Origin of the sequence: Zunongwangia endophytica (assembly GCF_030409505.1) — a bacterium.
Taxonomy (GTDB): domain Bacteria; phylum Bacteroidota; class Bacteroidia; order Flavobacteriales; family Flavobacteriaceae; genus Zunongwangia; species Zunongwangia endophytica.
On sequence record NZ_JAUFPZ010000002.1, the window covers coordinates 2,097,945 to 2,120,567 of the forward strand.

24 protein-coding genes are annotated in these 22,623 nt (G+C 34.7%); 16 read left to right on the top strand and 8 right to left on the bottom strand.

Going from position 1 to position 22,623, the window contains the following annotated elements:
• Positions 1-79: 79 nt before the first annotated feature.
• From QWY91_RS09190 to QWY91_RS09225, 8 genes are all read left to right on the top strand, one after another.
• Positions 80-1,948, top strand: coding sequence for an ABC-F family ATP-binding cassette domain-containing protein (locus QWY91_RS09190; RefSeq protein ID WP_290234082.1), 1,869 nt, complete (start codon positions 80-82; stop codon positions 1,946-1,948).
• 616 nt (positions 1,949-2,564) lie between these two features.
• A complete protein-coding gene (locus QWY91_RS09195) occupies positions 2,565-3,335 on the top strand; it encodes an O-methyltransferase (RefSeq protein WP_290234084.1) in 771 nt (256 codons plus the stop codon).
• A gap of 44 nt (positions 3,336-3,379) precedes the next feature.
• Positions 3,380-4,090 carry an ABC transporter ATP-binding protein gene (locus tag QWY91_RS09200; RefSeq protein WP_290234087.1) on the top strand — a complete coding sequence of 237 codons (711 nt, stop codon included), beginning with the start codon at positions 3,380-3,382 and terminating at the stop codon, positions 4,088-4,090.
• A 218-nt stretch (positions 4,091-4,308) separates the two neighbouring features.
• Positions 4,309-4,482: a hypothetical protein gene (locus tag QWY91_RS09205; protein WP_290234090.1), complete on the top strand. Its 174-nt coding sequence runs from the start codon at positions 4,309-4,311 to the stop codon at positions 4,480-4,482.
• A 60-nt stretch (positions 4,483-4,542) separates the two neighbouring features.
• Positions 4,543-5,115: a cob(I)yrinic acid a,c-diamide adenosyltransferase gene (locus QWY91_RS09210; RefSeq protein ID WP_290234093.1), complete on the top strand. Its 573-nt coding sequence runs from the start codon at positions 4,543-4,545 to the stop codon at positions 5,113-5,115.
• 156 nt (positions 5,116-5,271) lie between these two features.
• Complete coding sequence (locus QWY91_RS09215) at positions 5,272-5,493, top strand: DUF2795 domain-containing protein (protein ID WP_008272287.1); 222 nt, start codon at positions 5,272-5,274, stop codon at positions 5,491-5,493.
• 89 nt (positions 5,494-5,582) lie between these two features.
• Positions 5,583-8,963: a preprotein translocase subunit SecA gene (gene secA, locus QWY91_RS09220; RefSeq protein ID WP_290234095.1), complete on the top strand. Its 3,381-nt coding sequence runs from the start codon at positions 5,583-5,585 to the stop codon at positions 8,961-8,963.
• 658 nt (positions 8,964-9,621) lie between these two features.
• On the top strand, positions 9,622-10,101 hold the full coding sequence (locus QWY91_RS09225; protein WP_290234098.1) for a DUF4199 domain-containing protein: 480 nt from the start codon (positions 9,622-9,624) through the stop codon (positions 10,099-10,101).
• 13 nt (positions 10,102-10,114) lie between these two features.
• On the opposite strand, the gene QWY91_RS09230 is transcribed toward QWY91_RS09225, so the two are convergent.
• The 4 genes from QWY91_RS09230 to QWY91_RS09245 are packed head-to-tail and all read right to left on the bottom strand — an operon-like array spanning position 10,115 to position 13,455.
• On the bottom strand, positions 10,115-10,813 hold the full coding sequence (locus QWY91_RS09230; RefSeq protein WP_290237081.1) for a peptidoglycan DD-metalloendopeptidase family protein: 699 nt from the start codon (positions 10,811-10,813) through the stop codon (positions 10,115-10,117).
• A 25-nt stretch (positions 10,814-10,838) separates the two neighbouring features.
• Complete coding sequence (locus tag QWY91_RS09235; RefSeq protein ID WP_290234100.1) at positions 10,839-12,227, bottom strand: YggN family protein; 1,389 nt, start codon at positions 12,225-12,227, stop codon at positions 10,839-10,841.
• On the bottom strand, positions 12,208-12,834 hold the full coding sequence (locus tag QWY91_RS09240) for a hypothetical protein (protein WP_290234101.1): 627 nt from the start codon (positions 12,832-12,834) through the stop codon (positions 12,208-12,210). Before QWY91_RS09240 ends, QWY91_RS09235 begins: the two co-directional genes overlap by 20 nt.
• A 54-nt stretch (positions 12,835-12,888) precedes the next feature.
• The gene (locus QWY91_RS09245) at positions 12,889-13,455 is read right to left on the bottom strand and encodes an RNA polymerase sigma factor (protein WP_290234104.1); all 567 of its coding nucleotides are present in this window, start codon (positions 13,453-13,455) and stop codon (positions 12,889-12,891) included.
• Between the two features lie 165 nt (positions 13,456-13,620).
• Here QWY91_RS09245 and QWY91_RS09250 point away from each other — a divergent pair, with 165 nt between their 5' ends.
• Complete coding sequence (locus QWY91_RS09250) at positions 13,621-14,211, top strand: DUF2911 domain-containing protein (protein WP_290234106.1); 591 nt, start codon at positions 13,621-13,623, stop codon at positions 14,209-14,211.
• A 17-nt stretch (positions 14,212-14,228) separates the two neighbouring features.
• On the opposite strand, the gene QWY91_RS09255 is transcribed toward QWY91_RS09250, so the two are convergent.
• Positions 14,229-14,657, bottom strand: coding sequence for an organic hydroperoxide resistance protein (locus tag QWY91_RS09255; RefSeq protein ID WP_290234108.1), 429 nt, complete (start codon positions 14,655-14,657; stop codon positions 14,229-14,231).
• A gap of 96 nt (positions 14,658-14,753) precedes the next feature.
• Between QWY91_RS09255 and meaB the strand changes: the two genes are divergently transcribed.
• Entirely contained in the window at positions 14,754-15,839 is a 1,086-nt protein-coding gene (meaB, locus tag QWY91_RS09260; RefSeq protein WP_290234110.1) for a methylmalonyl Co-A mutase-associated GTPase MeaB, read from the top strand.
• On the opposite strand, the gene QWY91_RS09265 is transcribed toward meaB, so the two are convergent.
• On the bottom strand, positions 15,834-16,775 hold the full coding sequence (locus QWY91_RS09265) for an NAD-dependent epimerase/dehydratase family protein (RefSeq protein WP_290234112.1): 942 nt from the start codon (positions 16,773-16,775) through the stop codon (positions 15,834-15,836). The genes meaB and QWY91_RS09265 overlap by 6 nt on opposite strands.
• Before the next feature lie 137 nt (positions 16,776-16,912).
• Between QWY91_RS09265 and QWY91_RS09270 the strand changes: the two genes are divergently transcribed.
• The 6 genes from QWY91_RS09270 (at position 16,913) to QWY91_RS09295 (ending at position 21,859) form a co-directional block, all read left to right on the top strand.
• Entirely contained in the window at positions 16,913-17,626 is a 714-nt protein-coding gene (locus QWY91_RS09270) for a glycosyltransferase (protein WP_290234114.1), read from the top strand.
• Positions 17,623-18,261, top strand: coding sequence for a lipid-A-disaccharide synthase N-terminal domain-containing protein (locus QWY91_RS09275; protein ID WP_290234116.1), 639 nt, complete (start codon positions 17,623-17,625; stop codon positions 18,259-18,261). The genes QWY91_RS09270 and QWY91_RS09275 overlap by 4 nt, the downstream gene beginning before the upstream one ends.
• On the top strand, positions 18,251-19,873 hold the full coding sequence (locus QWY91_RS09280; protein ID WP_290234118.1) for an ArnT family glycosyltransferase: 1,623 nt from the start codon (positions 18,251-18,253) through the stop codon (positions 19,871-19,873). The genes QWY91_RS09275 and QWY91_RS09280 overlap by 11 nt, the downstream gene beginning before the upstream one ends.
• A 115-nt stretch (positions 19,874-19,988) precedes the next feature.
• Complete coding sequence (locus tag QWY91_RS09285) at positions 19,989-20,834, top strand: alpha/beta fold hydrolase (RefSeq protein ID WP_290234120.1); 846 nt, start codon at positions 19,989-19,991, stop codon at positions 20,832-20,834.
• Positions 20,827-21,306, top strand: coding sequence for an RNA polymerase sigma factor (locus QWY91_RS09290; protein WP_290234123.1), 480 nt, complete (start codon positions 20,827-20,829; stop codon positions 21,304-21,306). The genes QWY91_RS09285 and QWY91_RS09290 overlap by 8 nt, the downstream gene beginning before the upstream one ends.
• Complete coding sequence (locus QWY91_RS09295) at positions 21,299-21,859, top strand: hypothetical protein (RefSeq protein ID WP_290234126.1); 561 nt, start codon at positions 21,299-21,301, stop codon at positions 21,857-21,859. The genes QWY91_RS09290 and QWY91_RS09295 overlap by 8 nt, the downstream gene beginning before the upstream one ends.
• 94 nt (positions 21,860-21,953) lie before the next feature.
• Here the strand turns inward: QWY91_RS09295 and QWY91_RS09300 are convergent, their stop codons facing one another.
• Entirely contained in the window at positions 21,954-22,130 is a 177-nt protein-coding gene (locus QWY91_RS09300; protein WP_290234128.1) for a BF3379 family histone-like protein, read from the bottom strand.
• A 127-nt stretch (positions 22,131-22,257) separates the two neighbouring features.
• A complete protein-coding gene (locus QWY91_RS09305; RefSeq protein ID WP_290234132.1) occupies positions 22,258-22,611 on the bottom strand; it encodes a porin in 354 nt (117 codons plus the stop codon).
• Between the last annotated feature and the right edge of the window lie 12 nt (positions 22,612-22,623).

The window sequence follows — 22,623 nt, forward strand, 5'->3', positions numbered from 1 at the left end:
TAATTCTTGTCAATTAATAATGAAATAATTAAGATGAATATCGATAATTTAACTTTATTTGCGGTTAAACTGAACACTTGTGAATTATCTTTCTGTTGAAAATATTGCCAAATCCTATGGCGAACGAATTCTATTTACCGATATCTCCTTTGGAATAAATGAAGGGCAAAAGGTTGGTTTTGTTGCTAAAAACGGAACCGGAAAAACCTCACTTCTAAATATCCTGGCTGGCTTTGATGCTCCAGATGAAGGTAATGTAGTCTATCGTAAGAATATTAAGACTGCGTTTTTACCTCAGGAACCCGACTTAGATCCTAATTTAACGGTAGAACAAACTATCTTTTCTGCGGAAAACGAAATTCTTGAAATCATCAAACGTTATGAAACTGCGTTAGAAAATCCTTCAGATGCGGAAGCTTATCAAAAAGCTTTTGAAGAAATGGATGCGGCACAAGCCTGGGATTTCGAGACTCAGTATAAACAGATTCTTTTTCAGCTAAAATTAGAAGATCTTCAGAAAGAAGTAAAAAATCTTTCGGGCGGACAAAAAAAGCGACTGGCGTTAGCGAATATGCTTTTGCAAAAGCCTAATTTCATTATTATGGATGAGCCTACCAACCATTTAGATCTGGATATGATCGAGTGGCTGGAAGAATTTTTCAGAAAAGAAAATTTCACCATTTTTATGGTTACTCACGACAGGTATTTTCTGGAACGTGTATGTAACGAAATTGTAGAACTAGACGAAGGAAATCTCTATACCTATAAAGGAAACTATTCTTACTACCTGGACAAAAAAGAATCCAGAATGGCGATGGAAGATATCAATACCGATAAAGCCAAACAGCTTTTTAAAAAGGAATTGGATTGGATGCGCAAACAGCCTAAGGCACGTACTACGAAATCAAAATCGAGAATCGACGATTTTCATGAAATAAAAGATCGAGCTTCCAAAAGGCGTAAAGATCACCAAGTGCAACTGGAAATTAACATGGAGCGTCTTGGGAGCAAAATGGTCGAACTCCACAATATTTCTAAAAGTTTCGAAGACAAATTGCTTTTCGAAAATTTCGACTACAATTTTCAGAAAGGAGAACGTGCTGGGATTATTGGTAAAAACGGTACTGGAAAATCGACATTTTTAAATATTCTTACAGGCTCACTTCAGCCAGACAGCGGTAAAGTTGTTGTTGGAGAAACTATCAAATTTGGATATTACACCCAAAATGGCATCAAAGTAAAGCCAGGGCAGAAAGTTATTGATGTAATTCGAGAATTTGGGGATTTTATTCCACTTAAGAAAGGAAGACAAATTTCTGCTCAGCAATTATTGGAGCGCTTTCTATTTGACCGTAAAAAGCAATACGATTTTGTTGAAAAACTAAGCGGTGGCGAGAAAAAGCGATTGTATTTGTGTACCGTTTTAATTCAGAACCCAAACTTTTTAATTCTGGATGAGCCTACTAACGATTTAGATATTGTTACACTTAACGTACTGGAGAGTTTTCTTTTAGATTATCCGGGATGTCTATTGGTCGTTTCTCACGATAGGTATTTTATGGATAAGATCGTAGATCACCTTTTTGTTTTCCCCGGAAATAATAAAATTGAAGATTTCCCTGGTAATTATTCTGATTACCGAAGTTACGAAGGAAGTATTGAACCTGCCGAAGAGAAAATAGAAAGCCCCTCTAAAGACTCCAAAACCGATTGGAAAACGAATAGTACAGGATCTAGTCTGAATTATAACGAACAAAAGGAATATCAAAAATTAGAGAAAGAAATCGCTAAACTTGAAAAAAAGAAAGAAGAAGTTCAGAAAAAATTTCTTCAGGAACTGAGCGGCGAAGAAGTGGATGAAACCTCTTTGGAGTTAGAAAACATCAATAAGCAAATTGAATCGAAAACAGAAAGATGGTTTGAGCTTATGGAGAAAATGGAAAGCTAGAATTTTGATATAACCCTTCCGTGATTTAAGATCTTGTTTCTGAAAGCAAGAGAGAAGGGAAAAGAGAGAAGAGAGAAGAGACAGAAGATAATTTGAAGATGTGCTGATTTGAAAATATGCTAAAAATTTATGTTGAATGTTGAATGTTGAATGATAAATTTTGAATCATTTCTTCGTTAAGAACTAAAGACTACTAGCTTCGAAAACCGGCCTATCGAAAATTGCTTTTAAAATTGGAAGTGAAAGAAGCGTAAAATTTTAGGCTGTTTGAGCGAAGCGAGTTCCTAAAATTTAGCTTCCAAACATACAATTTAGAGCAATTTTCGTAAGCCTAGACTTTTTTGTTTCTTTTTATTGCATCCGACGACCGTAGGGAGAGGAATGCACATGGAAAAAAGAAAGGAACATAATTTACGAATTAGAATTAAGAAGTAGTAAGAGGATTACTTTGCCTCTATAATTTAGACAAGAGAATTTTATAGTTTGATTACGAAAATTACTTAAAATTTAGCTAAGCGTTAATATTGAATTTATATATTTTTGAGCTGCTTTTTTACAACAGCAAGATTAAAAATTGATTATTGATCATTCAAACCATAAAGTCCTAACTAGAAAATTGCATCAATTAAAAGCTTATATAAAATTTCTACTTGCTTCGCAAAATCAGCATGGATTGCATTCTCCTTTTGTATACGATTTGGTGACTAATTGTTTTTACGATAAAAATAAATATCCTGAATACCAACAAATCAAAGAATACAAAGTTGATCTTCTAAAAAACACTTCTGAAATTGAAGTCACCGATTTTGGTGCTGGTAGTCGAGTTTTTAAAAGCAATAAAAGAAAGGTTACTGAAATTGCTAAAGTCGCTGGAATTACTTCAAAAAAGGTTAAATTTTTATTCCGTATTACGAAATATCTTCAGCTTAAAGATTGTCTGGAACTTGGTACAAGTTTGGGTATTGCTTCCGCAGCAATTGCTTCCGTAGAAAATGCAAATTTAATAACTTTAGAAGGCTGTCCCCAAACTGCGAAAATCGCCAAGCAGCAATTCGACAAATTTGGCTTCAAAAATATTCAGTCTAAAATTGGTGAATTTGACAACTATTTATCAAATCTCTCCCAATCCTCTAAGTTTGATTTCATCTATTTCGATGGTAATCATCAAAAAACAGCCACCCTTCACTATTTTGAAGCGCTGCTTAAAACGGCGCATAATAATTCCGTTTTTATTTTTGATGACATTCATCTTTCCGAAGAAATGGAAGAAGCTTGGGAAGAAATTCAAGATCATCCCGCAGTGCAGGTAACTGTAGATACGTTTTATTTGGGACTTGTTTTCTTCCGTAGCGAACAGGCTAAGCAACATTTTAAAATTAGATTGTAACAAAATATAAATCTTAGCGTCATATTGCTATAAATTGGTTTTCTATGAGCAGTAAGGTAATCGAAATTAGAAACATCATTCGTAACTTTCCTTTGGGACAGGAGATTGTAAAAGTGCTAAAAGGCATCGATTTGGATATCGATCGAGGTGAATATGTCGCTTTTATGGGACCTTCTGGTTCGGGAAAATCAACCTTAATGAATCTTTTAGGCTGCTTAGATACACCAACCGGCGGTTCGTATATCCTAAACGGAAAAGATGTAAGCCAAATGACCGATAGCGATCTTGCTGAAGTTCGTAATAAAGAAATTGGCTTTGTTTTTCAAACATTTAACCTTTTACCGCGAACTACTGCATTAGATAACGTGGCACTTCCTATGATTTATGCTGGTGCATCTAAAGCCGATCGTAAAAAAAGAGCTGAAGAAGTTTTAACCAATGTTGGGCTTGGTGATCGTATGGATCATAAACCTAATCAACTTTCTGGTGGGCAGCGCCAACGTGTTGCTGTGGGAAGAGCCTTGGTTAACAAACCTTCTATCATTCTTGCCGATGAACCGACGGGAAACCTGGATTCTAAAACCTCGGTAGAGATCATGAATCTTTTTGATGAAATACATGCTGCCGGAAATACCGTAATCCTTGTAACTCACGAAGAAGATATTGCAGAGCACGCACATAGAATTATTAGACTTCGTGATGGTGTTATTGAAAGTGATACTAGAAAAGAAGTAGTGAGTAGTCAGAATATATAAATTCGAAGCTGGATTTCATATTTATTTAAAATTTGGAATGCTTAGTTTGTAAATGTTTTATTTCAAACTATTCTCAAATTACTTTAATTGAAAACTGCTAAGATTTTTATTCTTGAAGCATTTATTTCAACTAAAGAAAGCTTGTAGTTGATCAATAACAATTATTTGCTTTCCATAAAAATCTTAACTTTGCAGTCTTAACCTAGAATCTTAAGCTTGTGTTTCATTTAGATCAGGAATCTTATATTTATCTCGTTATCATAGCCATTGGTTTGCTTGTCTTCTCTATGGGCGCCAAACAGCGCAAAAAAAGACGAAACGAAAATACCGACTTCCGTAGAAGATATCAGGCTCGCAAAAAAGAAGAAGAAAAAGAGAGAACTACTAAATAAGCTACACTATTTACTTTTGTAACTTCGCGCTCCTATTTGTTCTTCTGAAAAAAATACTGAATGAAAATTTATACTAAAACTGGCGATAAAGGCACGACTGCATTATTTGGAGGCACTCGTGTCCCGAAGCATCATATTCGCATCGAGAGCTACGGAACAGTAGACGAACTTAATGCTCATATTGGCTTAATTCGAGATCAAAAAATAGATACCAAAACCGCTGAAGTTTTATTAGATATCCAGCATAAATTGTTTACAGTGGGGTCGATTTTAGCTACAGATCCTGAAAAAGCGACGCTAAAAAATGGCAAATCTCGCTTAAATATTCCCAGAATTACCGAAGAACACATTCATCTATTAGAAACTGAAATGGATCGAATGAACGAGGAACTTCCCGAAATGACCCATTTTGTGCTACCGGGAGGGCATCAAAGCGTGTCATTCTGTCACATAGCCAGGTGTGTTTGTCGCCGCGCAGAACGCTTAAGTACAGCACTATATAATGAAGAGCCTTTTGATGATGAAGTGCTAAAATACTTAAACCGACTCTCTGACTACCTGTTTGTGCTGGCACGACTATTGACCAAACAATTACAAGCTGAAGAAATTAAATGGATTCCTGAAAAATCATAAGGAATCAGCAAAAGAGAGGTTCAACAACCGCTGTTTTCATTACTTTTTAGTTCTTTTGCTTATGTTCTTAATAATATTGAATAAAAATTAGACTTTTTTCTTGGGAATTTCAGTAAAAAAATTATTTTTGCAGAAATTAAAAAACCCGATTAACTAATGTACTGGACTTTAGAATTAGCATCTTATCTTAGTGATGCACCATGGCCGGCAACCAAAGATGAGTTAATTGATTATGCCATTAGAACAGGAGCACCACTAGAGGTTGTAGAAAACCTTCAGGCCATAGAAGATGAAGGTGACTCGTATGATTCTATAGAAGAAATATGGCCCGACTATCCAACAGATGAAGATTATCTGTGGAATGAAGATGAATATTAAATTACATTTATACCAATAAAGTTAAAAGTCTCATTATTTAATGAGGCTTTTTTTTTGCGTATATTTGAACCCCTAATAATAGGAAAACTATGAGTTTTTTAGAATCTGTATTAAAAGTATTTGTTGGCGACAAATCCAAAAAGGATGTCAAAGAAATACAACCAATCGTAAATAAAATTAAAGCGCTTGAAGCTGATTTTGAGGCATTAAGTTTGGATGAGCTTCGCGCTAAAACTACTCAGTTTAAATCAAAAATTGCAGAGGCTTTAAAAGATGTAAATCAACAGATTGAAAATCTTGAAAATGAAGCTGATACTTCTGATGATATTACGCGTAAAGAAGATATTTACGCTGAAATCGACGGATTAAAAGATAAATCTTACGAAATCTCAGAGGGTGTTTTAAACGAGATTTTACCAGAGGCTTTCGCCACGGTAAAAGAAACAGCAAAACGCTTTGCTCATAATCCAAAATTAGAAGTTACTGCTTCTGCTTATGATCGCGAGATTTCTGCAGAGAAAGATTACGTAAATCTTCAGGACGATAAAGCGATATGGAACAACTCTTGGGATGCTGCCGGTAAACCGGTAACCTGGGATATGATTCACTACGATGTGCAGTTAATTGGTGGTGTAGCGATGCACCAGGGTAAAATTGCCGAGATGCAAACTGGGGAAGGTAAAACACTTGTTGCCACACTTCCTGTTTATCTTAATGCACTTACCGGTAATGGGGTTCACCTGGTAACTGTTAACGATTATCTGGCAAAACGTGATAGTGCCTGGATGGCACCTATTTTTGAATTTCATGGATTGAGTGTAGATTGTGTAGACTATCACCGTCCTAATTCAGCTTCACGTAGAAAAGCTTACAACGCAGATATTACTTACGGAACAAATAACGAATTTGGTTTCGATTATCTTAGAGATAACATGTCTCACGCTCCAGACGATTTGGTGCAGCGTCCTCATAATTATGCGATTGTGGATGAGGTGGATTCGGTTTTAATCGATGATGCTCGTACTCCGTTAATTATTTCAGGACCTATTCCTAAAGGAGATGTGCACGAATTTGATCAGCTAAAACCAGCTGTTGCTAATATTTTTGAAATTCAGCGTAAAAAAGCAACCGAATTTCTACAGGCTGCTAAAAAACTAATTGCTGAAGGAGATCAAAAAGAAGGCGGAATGCAACTTCTACGTGCTTATAGAGCGCTTCCGAAGAATAAAGCATTAATTAAGTATTTAAGTCAGGAAGGTAATAAACAATTACTACAGAAGACTGAGAATCATTACATGCAGGATAACAACCGCGAAATGCATAAGGTTGATGCCGAATTGTACTTTACTATCGAAGAAAAAAATAACCAGATCGATCTTACCGATAAAGGTATCGAACATCTTTCTGGACAAAATGATCCTAACTTTTTCGTCTTACCAGAAATTGGTATGGAAATCGCCAAAATCGAAAAGGAAGGTCTTTCTAAAGAAGAAGAAGCAGAGAAAAAAGAAGAGCTTTTCCGCGATTATAGCGTGAAAAGTGAACGTATCCATACACTAAGACAGCTTTTAAAAGCCTACACTCTATTCGAAAAAGATACCGAATATGTGGTAATGGATAATAAAGTAAAAATCGTAGACGAGCAAACCGGTCGTATTATGGACGGGCGTCGTTATAGCGATGGTTTACACCAGGCGATCGAAGCTAAAGAAAATGTAAAAATTGAAGATGCTACGCAAACTTTTGCTACCGTAACCCTTCAAAATTACTTTAGAATGTACCGCAAACTTTCAGGAATGACGGGTACTGCGGTTACTGAAGCTGGTGAATTTTGGGAGATTTACGAATTAGATGTTGTTGAAATTCCTACCAACCGCCCAATTGCCAGAAACGATAAAGATGATCTTGTTTACAAAACGAAACGAGAAAAATATAATGCGGTAATCGATGATGTAACCGAGCTTTCCAGAGCTGGAAGACCGGTGCTTATTGGTACAACTTCCGTAGAAATTTCTGAGCTTTTAAGTAGAATGCTTAAACTTAGAAACGTTCCTCACAACGTTCTGAATGCGAAATTGCATAAAAAAGAGGCAGATATTGTTGCTGAAGCTGGTAACGGTGGTATTGTAACAATTGCTACCAACATGGCTGGTCGTGGTACCGATATTAAACTTTCTAAAGAAGTAAAAGAAGCTGGTGGTTTAGCGATTATTGGTACAGAACGTCACGATTCTCGTCGTGTCGATCGCCAGTTAAGAGGTCGTGCTGGTCGTCAGGGAAATCCAGGTAGTTCACAGTTCTACGCATCGTTAGAAGATAACTTGATGCGTTTGTTTGGATCTGAAAGAATTGCCAAGCTTATGGACCGTATGGGTCTGGAAGAAGGCGAAGTGATTCAGCATGGAATGATTTCTAAATCTATCGAAAGAGCACAGAAAAAAGTTGAAGAAAATAACTTTGGTATTCGTAAACGTCTATTAGAATATGATGATGTAATGAATGCGCAACGTGAGGTTATTTACAAACGTCGTTACCATGCTTTATACGGTGAGCGTTTACGAGTAGACCTTGCTAATATGATATTCGATATTTCTGAATTAATTTCTGAAACGAATAAAATGGCGAACGATTACAAGAATTTCGAATTCGAATTGATTCGTTATTTCTCTATGAGTTCTCCAATTTCTGAAGCTGACTTCGGAAAAATGAATACGGAAAAAATAACTGCTGAAGTTTACAAAGCAGCTTACGAGCATTATCAGGAGAAAACTAAACACAGCGCCGCTCGTGCTTATCCTGTAATCCAACAAGTTTACGAAGATGAAAGCAACAATTTTGAGCGTATTTCGGTTCCATTTAGTGATGGCCAAAAAACGCTTCAAGTAGTAACTAATCTTGAAAAAGCTTACGAATCTGAAGGAGCTCAGCTTATCAAAGATTTCGAGAAAAATATTACACTTGCAATTATCGATGATGCTTGGAAAACGCATCTTCGTAAGATGGATGAGTTAAAACAAAGTGTTCAGTTAGCGGTACACGAGCAAAAAGATCCATTATTGATTTACAAATTCGAAGCATTTGAATTATTTAAAGCGATGCTGGAAGATGTAAATCGTGATGTAATTGGATTCTTGTTTAAAGGAGAAATTCCTGAAGGAAATATGTCTAATATTCACGAAGCAAGAAAACGCCGTCAGGAAAAAGTTGAAGTTTCTAAAGAGGAAATTCAGAATTTAGATGAGCGTGCTGCTCAAACTCGTGCGGCAGGACAAGCTGCAAGTGCTGCAACGCAACAGAAACAGCGCCCCCAGGTAACTGAAACTATTACTCGCGAACAACCAAAAATTGGTCGTAATGATAAAATAGTAATTAAACATGTTACTAGAGGTGAAAATAAAACGGTAAAATATAAGCAAGCTATTCCATTACTGGAAAGCGGACAATGGGTTTTCGTTAAAAAAGCGGAATAATTTACCTAATATAGATTTAAAAAGCTGTCTCCTAGAGGCAGCTTTTTTTGTTTTAAAGATGAATATAATTAAAAAATTGAATATCCGGAATGAATTATAATAAGCTGTCGTCACCCTGAACTTGATTCAGGGGCTCATCCACAAGTTTATCTTTTTTAATACCCTATGAGATTCCGGAACAAGTCTGGAATGACGAAAACAAATAATTATTACGGATAATCAATTAAAAAATAACTCATTTCTAGCGAGAAACAAGTCGAGAAATCCTTTTAGAGCCGGAATGAGATCTTTCAACGTTACTTAACTACTTGTAAGAGCTCAGATATATCGAGACGACAACTTGTAGAATTCAAAATATGGGAGTTGACAGTTTACAGCGACAATTCATTAAAATTGAAGCCAAAAATTACCAATTTGAATGTTTACTGCGATAAATTTCTATAGTTCAAATTTCATAACTCAATTCAAAATAAACGATCTTCATTTCAGATTCTTATTTCTTGAAGTCTCTTCTCTCCATTCTCTACTTTAGTCTATTTTCTTTATTCTATGTTCTATGTTCTATTAGCGAAGCGATCTAAAGTCAAAATTCTATCTCTACCTAACCGCACTTAACAAAGGCTTTCTTATTTTTGTTTCTGAAACACTAGTATCCAAAATGAAAAAATTTAAGGTTGAAGTAAAATGGGGGATCACTTTTGTGATCGCTCAACTTATCTGGATTACTTTTGAAAAAGTAATGGGCTGGCATGATGAGAATATTGATGTACAAGGTGTGTATTCATTATTTTTTGCTGTGATAGCTTTTTTAATTTATTACGCGGCTTTGAAAGAAAAGCGTGATAAATACTTTACAAATGAAGAATTTGGATGGCAACAGGGATTTATGAGCGGCGTTATACTTACTGGCGTAATTACCATTCTTACTCCGCTAATTCAGTATTTTGCGATTACAGTAATTAGTCCAGATTATTTACAGAACATGATCGAATTTTCTGAACAACAGGGCATGACCGCAGAAAACGCTGAAACGATGCATAGCACAAAAATGTATCTATTTATGCAGATTTTTAATGCGCTTGCTATGGGAATAGTGACCGGAGCGATTGTGGCCTTAATTACTAGAAAAAAAGAGTAATAAAATAATAAGCTTATATCTTCAGCAATAAATTAGGGTCTGGACAATTCTCAAGATAAAAATCTAAATCTTTTTTAGAGGCAACTCCTGGATAATCGCCATTATTTCCCTGTATATCTCTTATGATTTGAAAATGTAAATGTGGTGCGTAATCTCCGTTTTCTTCCGCAGCACCCAATTCGGCTATTTTAGATTGCGCTTGTACCTGCTGCCCTACTTCAATATTTTTTAAAGAATTTCTACTTAAATGTCCATACAAGGAGTAGAAAGTTTCTTCCTGAAAGTTATGTTCTACAATAATCGTAGGCCCGTAATCACCAAAATTGGTATTATCCTTAAAACTATGAATTTTCCCATCTAAAACAGCGAGAACATCGGTACCTTCAGCTGTCCAAATATCAAGACCAATATGGATATTTCGGTTTAAAAATTCATCTACGTTTTTATTGAAAAGCCGGCTACGCTGGTAAAGTTTTCTTACCTCATTATAACCGCCAAAAGCTGCCTTTTTACCAGCAACTTTTAGATTGTGCTCTATGAAGAATGAAAACGCTTCCGAAGAAAGCTGCTCTAATTTTAAAAGTTCCGGATTATTTGCAGACAAGTCGATAGCAATAAAATCTTCCTGTTTAAGATCGCCTCCTACAACTGGAGTAAAACCTGCAGTTAACCCGGAAATGTATTCAGCAAAATTAGCCTTCATAGATTGCATTTTTGCCAAAAGTAACCTTTGTGTCCTAATTTAGCAAAACATCACTAAATCTTGCTGAAATACTAATCTGTGAATCTGAATTAGAACTTTTATTATACCCCTTAAGGATTTCATTATCGTAAGATGAAGTTTTATCTACCTTTAAACTCCCCGGATATCTCACATCGCTTTGTGTTCCGTTATAACTAAACCTGAAAGAAGATTGTGGTAACTTTAATTTTAAGTCGCTATTCTCCAAATTAATATCCAAATTCTTGAAATTACTCCCCAAATTATTGATCTCTAAACTTCCAAAAGTACCCGATAAAATTCCGGTTTCATTTAATCTGTTAATTGCTATATCACTACTATTAGAAATTAGTTTGATACTTTTTATGGTATTAATATCACAGCTTGGTAAATAAGACGCATTTAGCACTCCGTAATCCCAATTATCCACTTTTACCGGAGTATAAGAAACTTTTACATGCGTATCTTTACCACTAACTCTATTTGCTTTGAAAGAGGCGTGAGAAAGCTCCGCTCTTAAATTTTGAGCTTCATCCAACTCCACTTTCCCGTAGCGAACGTTCAGTTTAATCCTGGCGTTTTTAGGAGCCTTGATTCTAATGGTTTTTTGGGCTTTAGAATTGCTGTTATTACGAGTCATTATAATCTTGCTAGGACCGCCTTCGTCACCATACTTTTCTTCCATTTGTTTTTCAATGTTTTCTCCCCAGGCTTCCATTTTCTTTCCAAAAGATTCGCCCCATTTTTCCATACTGGATCCAAAGGACTCGCCCCACTTTTCCATGCTTTTTTCGAACTCTTCCTCATTAATTTCTGCATTTTGCTCAAAACTCGAGGCCCACTTCTCCATCTTCTTTTCTAAATCTTTGCCGAATTTTTTATCAACTTGTTTTTCATATCGTTCCAGATAAGCATCTCCGTCTTTGCGATAAGCTTCGTAATCGAAATTCAACTCGCCCATATTCGCAAACATATCTGGCGGTAACGGATTTTGCGCCATACTTTCTAATAATGGGTTTACTAAATTATTCATTATCGGTCCTAATAATTCTGGTAATTGCGCTAGCGCATCGTTCAGTTCTGCATCATTAGCAGTTATATTCCAATTATTGTTATCTGATTTTGATAATATTTGCACTTTACTCTTAGACCCACTGGTAGACAACTTCCAATTATCCATTAATGTGTTTGCTTCGTTATTAGAAACACCTTCGTTTATGAAAGCTTCTATAGAAACGCTGTTTTTGTTCCAACTTTCTAAGATGATATTAGTGTTTTTTGCATCTACATCTACGATTACATTATCGTTTACATCATACTCACGCTGCAACATATCTTGTGCAGACATTGTTATACTACATCCAAAAAGGAAGAGTACTATATAATTAAGCTTGTATATTTTCATAACTATTATCTTTTGATTCTTTAATGTCTTTTAGCTTTTGTTTTAGTTTGAACAACAATTCTAATCTAAGCTGTAAGTTAGCGACCATAGCTTCGATGGTTTGTTCATTGGGCCCCAACTCGTTTAATTCGTTATTTAATCTTTTGTATTCCTTATCCAGCTCTGTAAGTTGCTTCATGAAAGAATCGATAAGCTCTTTATTTTTATCGTTAATTTCCAGTTTTGCGAGTTCCATATTAAGGCTTGCCATATAATAATCTTCGATCTTTTTATACTGTGGCGACACCTCACTTAACTGAAATTGTTTTGTTATTGCTGAATCTTGTGCTTCTTTTTCAGTAGGCTTCTCATCTGTAGTTTCTACAACCTGAGTTCCGTTGGAGTCTATTCCATTAAAATTTCCACTGAAATAGAAAAATCCTCCTGCAGCTAACGCCACTACCAATATTGCTGCGATTTGCAAATACCACCTACTATTGCCTGATTTTTTCTTTTCAGGAAAAGCTGTATTTAAACGATCCTCAAATCTGGACTGATGCCCATCTGGCATTTTATGTTTCTGTCTTTCCTTATCTTCCTTCAGCATTTTTCTTATATCCTGTCCCATATCTCTTAGCTTTTTAATTTTTTATCGAATGATCATCTAAAAAAATCCTTCGATTTAAAACTGTGTTTTTCTATTCATTTCTCCTGATTGATTATCAAGATTCCTGATCTTTTCTTGCAATTTTTTCTTTCCGCGGTGTACCAGCGTCCTGGAAGCTACCTGAGTAATATTCAGTATTTCTGAAATTTCTTCGTGATCGTAACCTTCTACTAAAAATAGCATTAAAGAATAACGATACTTTTCTGGAAGTTCACTGATCGTTATTTTAATATCTTCGACGGTAATCCCATCATTAACGCTCCAGTCTTCTTCTTCGTCGACTTTTCCAAGAACTTGCTCGTTCATCGCAACTAGCTCTAGCTTCTTTGCTTTTAGCTTATCTAGACATTTGTTTATGACGATTTTTTTTAACCAGGCTCCAAAGGTGACCTCTCCGGTAAATTGATGCAGTTTTGCAAAAGCTTTTATAAAAGCTTCCTGCATCGCATCCTCTGCCTCCTGGGTATCGTTCATAAACCTAAATGCCACGTAATACATACCTTCACAGTATTTATTGTAAAGCTTTAGCTGCGCTTTGCGGCTGTTGTTCTTACAATCTTCTATTAACTGATGTTGTAACAAAATGGTTTTTTGATTGGTTGTTGTTCACTTTAAAGACGATCTAAAATTAAACATGTTGCAAAAACTCGATTTCTTTTAATTAAAAATGTAGAATCAATTTATATCCTTATTTTAGAATATTAAACCGCCAGATGCAAATGCTAAGTTTAGCCCTAATATTTAACTATGAATAATAACCTGAAGTTACTATTAAAAATTTTAGGAATAAGCCTTTTGGTGGCAGCAGTGATCTTTTTTGCAGTTCGTTATAATACCAAAGCATATAGCCCAGATGATACTGTGGTCTTTAATAATGAAGACTTAAGTCTTGAAGTTTTCTATAATCGTCCTTATAAAAAAGGAAGAGAAATTTTTGGGGATCTTGTTCCTTACGATTCTGTTTGGCGTACGGGTGCAAACGAGGCTACCATCTTTAAAACCAATAAAGATGTTATGGTAGATGGCAGTTTGTTGAAAAAAGGAGATTATACATTATGGACGATCCCTAAAAAAGATAGTTGGGAAGTAATTTTTAATACAAAAATGTATCCCTGGGGGATAGATCTTAAAGGCTTGCCTTATCGCGATGTAGATTTTGATGCACTGATTGTTGAAGTTCCCGTGAGTAATCTAAATAAAACTGTAGAACAATTCACTATTTATTTTGAAGAAGCTAATGATTTAGTCTTTCTAGCGTTATCCTGGGATCAAACTAGTGTGACAGTTCCTATAAAAATAAAAGAGACTCCTACACTAGAAGCCTCTTCTCTAAATTAAATCTTTATTCCAAAAAATTAATCTTCGTCAATAAGAAGGTTTAAAGTCACGTCGATATTATCTCTGGTTGCTCTAGAATAAGGGCAAACTTCGTGAGCTTCGTTAATTAGATTTTCACCGGTTTCTACATCGATGTCTGGAATATAAATATCCAAAATAGCAGAAAGCTCTAAGTCTTTATCTTCTGTTTGTCCCAAATCGATCGTAGCAGTTACGCTATAATCGCCAAGATCTACATCAGCATTTTTAGCAATCATTTCTAAAGCACTTCCAAAGCAAGCTGAATATCCTGCAGCAAATAACTGCTCTGGATTACTATGGTCTCCACCTTCTCCTCCAAGACTTTTTGGCTTGGAAAGTTTCATATCTAATATTCCGTCTTCGCTAGTAGTTCTACCGTCTCTACCTCCTTCGGTAGTTACTTTAGCTGAATACAAAGTTTTCATCTTTTTGAATTTTTTATATTATTCAATAACAATATACTATTCCATAAATTCGCATTCAAAGAATGAATTCATAAATTTGTCATAAATAAGCGCACCTTGGCGAAGTCCACAAACAAATCTGCATTATCTCAACACAAAGGCATTTCTGCTTCAGAAAATGTAAGTGATAGCGCTGCTGAAAGAATTAAGAATCTTCGGAAAAGAAAGCAAAATACGACAACGCTTCTTCAGCAATTATTAAATGGAAATAAAACAGCTTTAGGCAAAGCAATTACACTTGTAGAAAGCAACCAAGTGAAGCATCAGCAACAAGCTTCAGAAATTATAGAAGGAGCTTTAGCTTCCGCAGGGAAATCGATTAGAATAGGAATTACCGGTGTACCGGGCGTAGGTAAAAGTACTTTTATCGAGACATTTGGAAGTCATCTTTTAAAATTAGGTAAAAAAGTGGCTGTTTTGGCTGTGGATCCCAGCAGCAGTATTTCTAAAGGAAGTATTCTGGGTGATAAAACTCGAATGGAAAATCTGGTAAAAGAAAATCATGCATTTATCCGTCCAAGTCCTTCTGGCGATTCTCTTGGGGGCGTTGCCAGAAAAACACGAGAAAGTATTATTTTATGTGAAGCCGCCGGCTTTGATGTGATTTTGATTGAAACCGTAGGTGTAGGTCAAAGTGAAACCACCGTGCATAGCATGACCGATTTCTTTTTATTGTTGAAATTAGCCGGAGCTGGTGATGAATTACAAGGCATAAAACGTGGAATTATGGAAATGGCTGATGCTATCGTTATTAACAAAGCCGATGGTGAAAATTTAAAACCTGCCAAAAATGCCAAATTAGAGTTTAAACGGGCGCTACAACTCTATCCTGCCAAGGGAAGTACCTGGAAACCCGAAGTATTGATGAGTAGTGCTTTGTACAATGAAGGAATTGCGGCGGTTTGGGATCTTATCGAGTCCTTTGAAAAAAACACCAAGAAAAATGGCTATTTCGAGCAAAACCGAAAACAACAAAGTAAGTTTTGGCTACTGCAAACCATTAACGAACAATTGAAACAGTCTTTTTATCAAAACCCTGAGATAAAAGTTGCCTTGGAAGAACAATTACAAGAAATCTTCGATCAAAAAACAACTCCTTTTATTGCTGCAAAACAGCTTTTAGAAAAGTATAGTAAACTATAGGAAATTACTTTTATACCAATTAATTTGTTTTTGCAGGCCTTCTTTTAAAGTCGTTTTAGGGGTATATTCCAGTATTTTTTTAGCTTTAGTAATATTAGCTCTATTGTGCCATTGATCGCCTTTTCGCTTCGGCACAGTTTGTAATTCGATCTTTTTACCTAATAGTTTTTCAACATAATCAATACCCTCCTGGGTAGTATACTCTGCTTCTGTACCTAGATTGATTATCTCACCATTTAATTCGTGATGCTTTTTAACTGCAGAAAGTAGTCCATCTATTATATCACCCACGTAAGTAAAACTTCTTAAATGTTTTTCGCTTCCGGAAAAAAGTGGAAACTTCTCATTGCGATATGCGCAGGATATTAATTTGGTATAGAGTTTCTCAGGACGCTCTCGTGGTCCATAAACCGAATACAATCTTAAAGAACTACTATTTAATCGTTTTGCACGAGATTCGGCCAAAACCAATTGCTCTGCGGCTAGTTTGGTGACTCCATAGTAGGAAGCCGGTTGCGGTGCAGTATTTTCAGGAAAGGTAGCCTCTAAACCGTAAACTGAAGATGTAGAAATATTAAAAAAATGCTTCAATTTTCTGTTTTGGTGAGCAAACTCTATTAGATTCTGCGTTCCGATTATATTATTTTGAAGGTATTGATCAAAACTGCTACTTTTAGAAATTCCTGGTTGTGCTGCAAAATGAACAATAAAATCAAAATTGGTAGAAAGCTTTTTAAAATCTTCAGTTTTTCTTAAATCTGCATTAATAACTTTTACATTATGTCTTTGCAGACACTCAGAATTCAGCTTTTTTAATTTGACATCATAATATTCTGAGAAATTATCTATTCCTGTAACCTGATAACCTTCTTTATTAAGTGCCTCAGCAGCATGGGATCCAATAAAACCAGCAGCACCAGTAACTAAAACTTTCATAAATTTAATTGTAATTACAACAGTAAAATAAAACTATTGAGTCCAAATTACGTGGATTTTCACTTATAATCTATATTTATCTTTATAACCTTCTTACTTTTTCTATTAAAAGATACATTTGTAAATAATTTGTAAGCATGGAATATCAATTTACGATTATTGTACCAATTTATAATGAGGAAGAAAATCTGGAAAGATTAGAAGAACAACTTTCTCTATACCTTAAAATTGCCAGCAAACCAACCTGTATACTATTAGTTAACGATGGATCCTCTGATAATAGCCTTTCCTTTATAGAAAAGATTTGTAGTCTAAATGAGTCTTTTTATTTTATCTCTTTTGAAAAAAATTGCGGACTGAGTGCCGCCATAAAAGCTGGGTTTGATCACGCCACTACACCTTTAATTGGCTATATAGACTCTGACCTTCAGACAGATCCCGAAGATTTTAATCTTTTAATGAAAGATATTGGTGAGTATGATCTAGTTACTGGATGGCGCGCTGATCGTAAAGATTCTTTCGTTAAAAACATGTCTTCACTTATTGCTAATGGAATTCGTAAAAGTTTTACCCATGATGGAATGAATGATACCGGTTGTCCTTTAAAAATTATAAAAGCAGACTATGCGAAAAAAATCCCGATGTTTAAAGGATTACACCGTTTTCTACCAGCTATGATAATGTTACAGAATGGAAAAGTAAAACAGATACACGTAAGACATTATCCACGGATTGCTGGTGAAGCTAAATTTCATCTGTGGAATAGGCTTTTTGGGCCACTAGTAGATTGTTTTGCTTACCTCTGGATGAAGAAGAAATATATTAACTACAATGTAGCGAAAAAAGGATGAATCCCTGGCTTATATATAGTGTAGGTTTTATTGCTCAAATTCTTTTTTCTGGACGTTTATTGTTGCAATGGATCCTTTCTGAAAAACATCAAAAAGTCTTGAGTCCGAGTATTTTCTGGAAGTTGAGTTTAATAGCGTCTTTTCTGCTCTTTATTTATGGCGATTTACAGGATGATTTCTCGATCATGTTTGGACAGGCTATTACCTACTATATCTATATTAGAAATTTACAGCTGCAAGGAGAATGGGATAAAATCAAACGCATATTTCAGTTACTCATATATTTATTTCCTGCTTTTATACTACTTTACAATTACAATAATGGAACATTAGATTTGCAACGTTTCTTTGGTAACGAAAGCATTCCTTTCTGGCTGGTGATATTAGGTACGATTGCTCAAATTATTTTTAATCTTCGGTTTCTATATCAATGGATCTATTCTGAAAGAAAAAAGGAAAGTGTCCTCCCATTGGGATTTTGGATATTAAGCCTTATTGGCGCCAGTTTAATTTTAGTTTACGCCATTATTAGAAAAGATCCCGTTTTATTTACAGGACATATTTTTGGAAGTATAGTTTATGTAAGAAATATTATCTTAAATCAAAAAACTAAACAACAATTAAATGAAGCTTAAATTTCATAGATATTTGCTTGCCCTAATTTGTGTTTGCATCCTCATATTTTTCTTTAATCTGGATGCTATCTACATAAATATTATGGAAGCTCGAAATTTTGGTTCGGCTAGAGAGATGTTAACTTTAGATCATTGGTTGCTTACCACTTTAAACGATATTCCTAGATACGAAAAACCTCCTTTACCTACCTGGTTAACTGCAATTTCGGCTAAAATATTTGGCATTGAGCGTTTATGGGCTTTACGCATGCCAGCTGCCTGCGCAGCAACTTTGCTTACAGTTTCTTTATACAAATTTTCAGAATTAATAAATATTACAAGGAAACAAGCATTTATAGCAGCACTTGTTGCAGTTACTTCTTTTTATATCATCTTTTCTGGTAGAAATGGACAATGGGACATTTTTACTCATTCATTTATGATGGTATCTATTTACTTTTTGTTCCAATTATTTAATGATGATAAAAAGTTATGGCACAACACATTGTTGGGAGGAATCTTCTTTGGATTTTCTATACTAAGTAAAGGTCCAGTGTCTTTTTATACGCTATTCTTACCTTTTGTAATTGCTTATACTATAGTTTATAAACTTCACCATTCTAAAAGAAAATGGCCTGCTCTGATCGTGTTTTTAATTCTTGGTTTATCAGTTGGATTATGGTGGTTTGCTTATGTAAGAATAGCAGACCCCATTGCATTTTTAGATATCGCTAAAGACGAAGCAGCTAACTGGGGCAATTACAATACAAGGCCGTTTTATTATTATTGGAGCTTCTTTACACAAAGTGGCATCTGGACAATTCCGTCTTTCGTTGCGTTACTTTACCCTTACTTAAAAAATAAAGTTAGCAATAAAAAAGCATACCAATTTGCTATTCTATGGACACTTATTTCAGTAATACTTCTTTCAATCATCCCCGAGAAAAAGTCTAGATATCTCCTACCGGTGCTGATTCCTATGGCACTAAATACCTCATTTTACATAGAATATTTATTCAGAAATTATTCAATTTCAAAGCTGAAAGAGAAATGGATTGTTCATTTTAATTTTGGGCTCATCGCGATTTTAGGTATTACTTTTCCTATCGTTGCTCCATTTTTTTTAAAACTTAGCGGAATTTATTATTTATGGTACATTCTAACATCTATTGCCTTAGCAGGTATTGGGTTTGGAATATTCTACTTCTTCAAAAAGAAAAAAATTGCAAAGATTTTTTATCTCACTATAAGCTTTATCTGTATAACCATAATTTTTGGTTTTCCACTCGTGGATACTCTTATTAATAATCCTAATTACAAGGCATTTTCTGAATTAAGAAAGCTATCCGAAAAACAGCAATTTGAAGTTTACGAATACAAGTCTTTTAGTCCGGAAATTATTTGGAATTATGGTGAGCCGATTCCCATATTAAAAGATAATGCTAGTTTCTCTTTGCCGAAAGAGAAAATTTTTGGCTTACTAATACCGCCAAATGACACTATCACTTCAGAAATGTTTTCTAAGTATTCTATCGAAAAAGTTGATCGGTATGACTTAAATCAAGTAAATCCGAACAAATCTGGATATAAAGATCGCTTGATTCGCGATTTTTATTTACTCAAAAAAGAGTAATAACAATAGAATAAACATCTAAGCAACTCTTCCATTCTTTTCAGAAAATATTTAAATTAAGTATGTAACATTTAGCGCAAAAAGTATCTAAAGGATAAATCTTAAATCTTTTCTTATGAAAAATTTCATTTTATTCCTTAGTTTTTGTTCACTGCTTTTTACAAACCATACATTTAGTCAAAGCAGTTTTGAAGTTACAAAGTATGGCAGCGGCGAGCCGATTTTACTTCTTCCCGGTTTCACAAGTACATCTGAAGTTTATAAGACTTTAATCGAAGACCTTTCTAAAAATCACGAAATACACGCATTCACTTTTGCAGGTTTCGGCGATGTTGCTCCTATCCCTACTCCATGGCTTAAAACAATCAAAGAGGATATCGAAACTTACGTTATTAAAAATAAGCTTAAAAATCCGGTAATAATAGGTCACAGTATGGGTGGAACTTTAGGATTGTGGTTGACTTCAGAAAACGCAAACTTTAAAAAATTGATCTTAATAGACGCTTTACCTGCCATGGGTGCCCTAATGTTGCCAAATTATAATAGTGATGCCATAGCATATGAAAATCCATATAATGAGCTTTTATTAAAAATGGATACTTCGGAATTTAAAAATATGGCTATACAAATGGCTATTGGGATGAGCACAAATCCTGAAGACCAAGAGTTGATTACTAAAGATTTTATGAAGGCTGATCGCAAAACCTATGTTTATGGGTATACTGATCTTCTGAAATTAGATTTACGCCAGAAATTATCTAATATTGATATTCCGGTTTATATTCTTGCTGCAGACCTTCCTTATGGAAAAGAAACAGCTGAAAAAAATTATAAAAACCAGTACGAAAACCTGAAAAGCTACGAACTTATTTTTGCTAAAAATTCAAAGCATTTTATAATGTATGACCAGCCAGAATGGTTAAAAGATGAAATTAATATCGCCTTAAGTATCGATGAATAAGAAAATCATATTCGAGAAAACATATACCACAAATTACCCAAAAGTTTTTCGTCTTTGTTTAGGGTATCTAGGTGGCGACGAAGATTTATCTAAAGATTTAGCGCAAGAAATTTTTATAAAAGTGTGGCAATATTTAGATGATTTTAGAGGTGAAGCTTCCACTTCTACCTGGATTTATAGAATTACCGTAAATACGTGTTTACAGGAATTACGGAAGAAAAAGACCAAACCGCTAAAAATAGAAATTGCCGGCGACAATCCCATAGAGCAATCAGAAACCGAAACTCAATTTTCCAGTATGTATCGTTGCATCGATCAGCTTTCAGCAGAAAATAAATCGATCATATTATTAGAACTTGAAGGTTTGCCGCAAAAAGAAATTGCCAGGGTGATTGGAATCAATCATGCTTCAGTAAGAACAAGAATTCACCGAATTAAAGATCAACTTTCAAAATGTGTAAAAAATGAATGATTTTGAAAAAATAAAGAATGAATGGCTGCTAAAAGAAACACCAGCACCACAAAACAATTCCGAAGAAATTATAAAAAAATCGAATTATATAAATCGTAAACAAAAAATAACAAAGTTAGTTTTAGGTATCACGATTATCATTTTGATTGGTTTTTTCTTCTATATCTCAGCTTATAAATATTCCCAGACATTTTTAGGTTTGGGAGTAATGCTTGCATGTCTTAGTATTCGAATGGGTGTTGAATATGCGAGTGGTATTCAAAAAGAAAATTTTGTTAGTTATCAAAGTATGAAAGCATTCGATAACCAATTGCTGCGCTATTACAAATCCAGAAAAAAAATTCATTATATCTGGACGCCAATTTTATTTGGGATATATGTTATTGGATTCTTATTGCTGCTGCCCGGTTTTAAACAAAATCTTTCTTCGGGATTCTATACTTATATTATAGTTTCAGCTGTGTTAACATTCGTAGCGCTCCTATTTCTAATTGCTTTTCAGATTAAAAAAGAACTGACAATTATCAAGAATTTAGAGCAAATACAGTTTTAAAAAGTAGATTAAAAAAATAATATAAAAAGTGGAATGGACTTCTAAAAAAGGCATGAAGTAAAAAAGCCTCTCCAATTTGGAGAGGCTTTTTGTTTTATTGTTTAGAAGCTGCGATAGATTCTTTACGGAATTCTTTAAGTAGCTTTTCTAAAGCTAGAGAAGTTTTTCTAGCACGAGTTCCGGCTGCTTTGTTTCCAGTTTCTAACTGAGCTTCAGCATCAGCTTTAAAAGATTCGAATGTCTCATTGATATTTTCTACCAACTTTTCCATGTTATAATATTTATAAGATTAATTAGACAGGCGAAAATAAAATAATATTCGATTTTTACAGGCTTTTCTTTCAAAATTCCCCGTTAGAAAGCCCAATTTTAGCATATTATTAGAACTGCTAATAAAATTAGATTGAAATGTCCCATTGAATTCGGAATCTCAACTCATCTTTTGTTCCCAAATCTTCAGTGATCAGATCAAATTCTGATATCTCCATAGTGAGTTTATTACGATGCCCTTTAAAAAACCAGTTGAAGGCTAAGGTCATTTCATCTAAATTAGATTCCGCTTGCGTATTCGGAGTATAATTGGCGTACCGTGCAGCTATTTCTAAAGGTTTTGGCCACCAGCTAAAAGTTTGATGCACCAAATAACCAGCTTGCAGATAGTAACCGCTCAAATTCGTTTCTCTCAAATTTATGCGATCTTCGATTTTTTTCCAATGAATTTCTGATTGCCAACTGAAACCCTGATAAACCAATGCGGTTTCGAT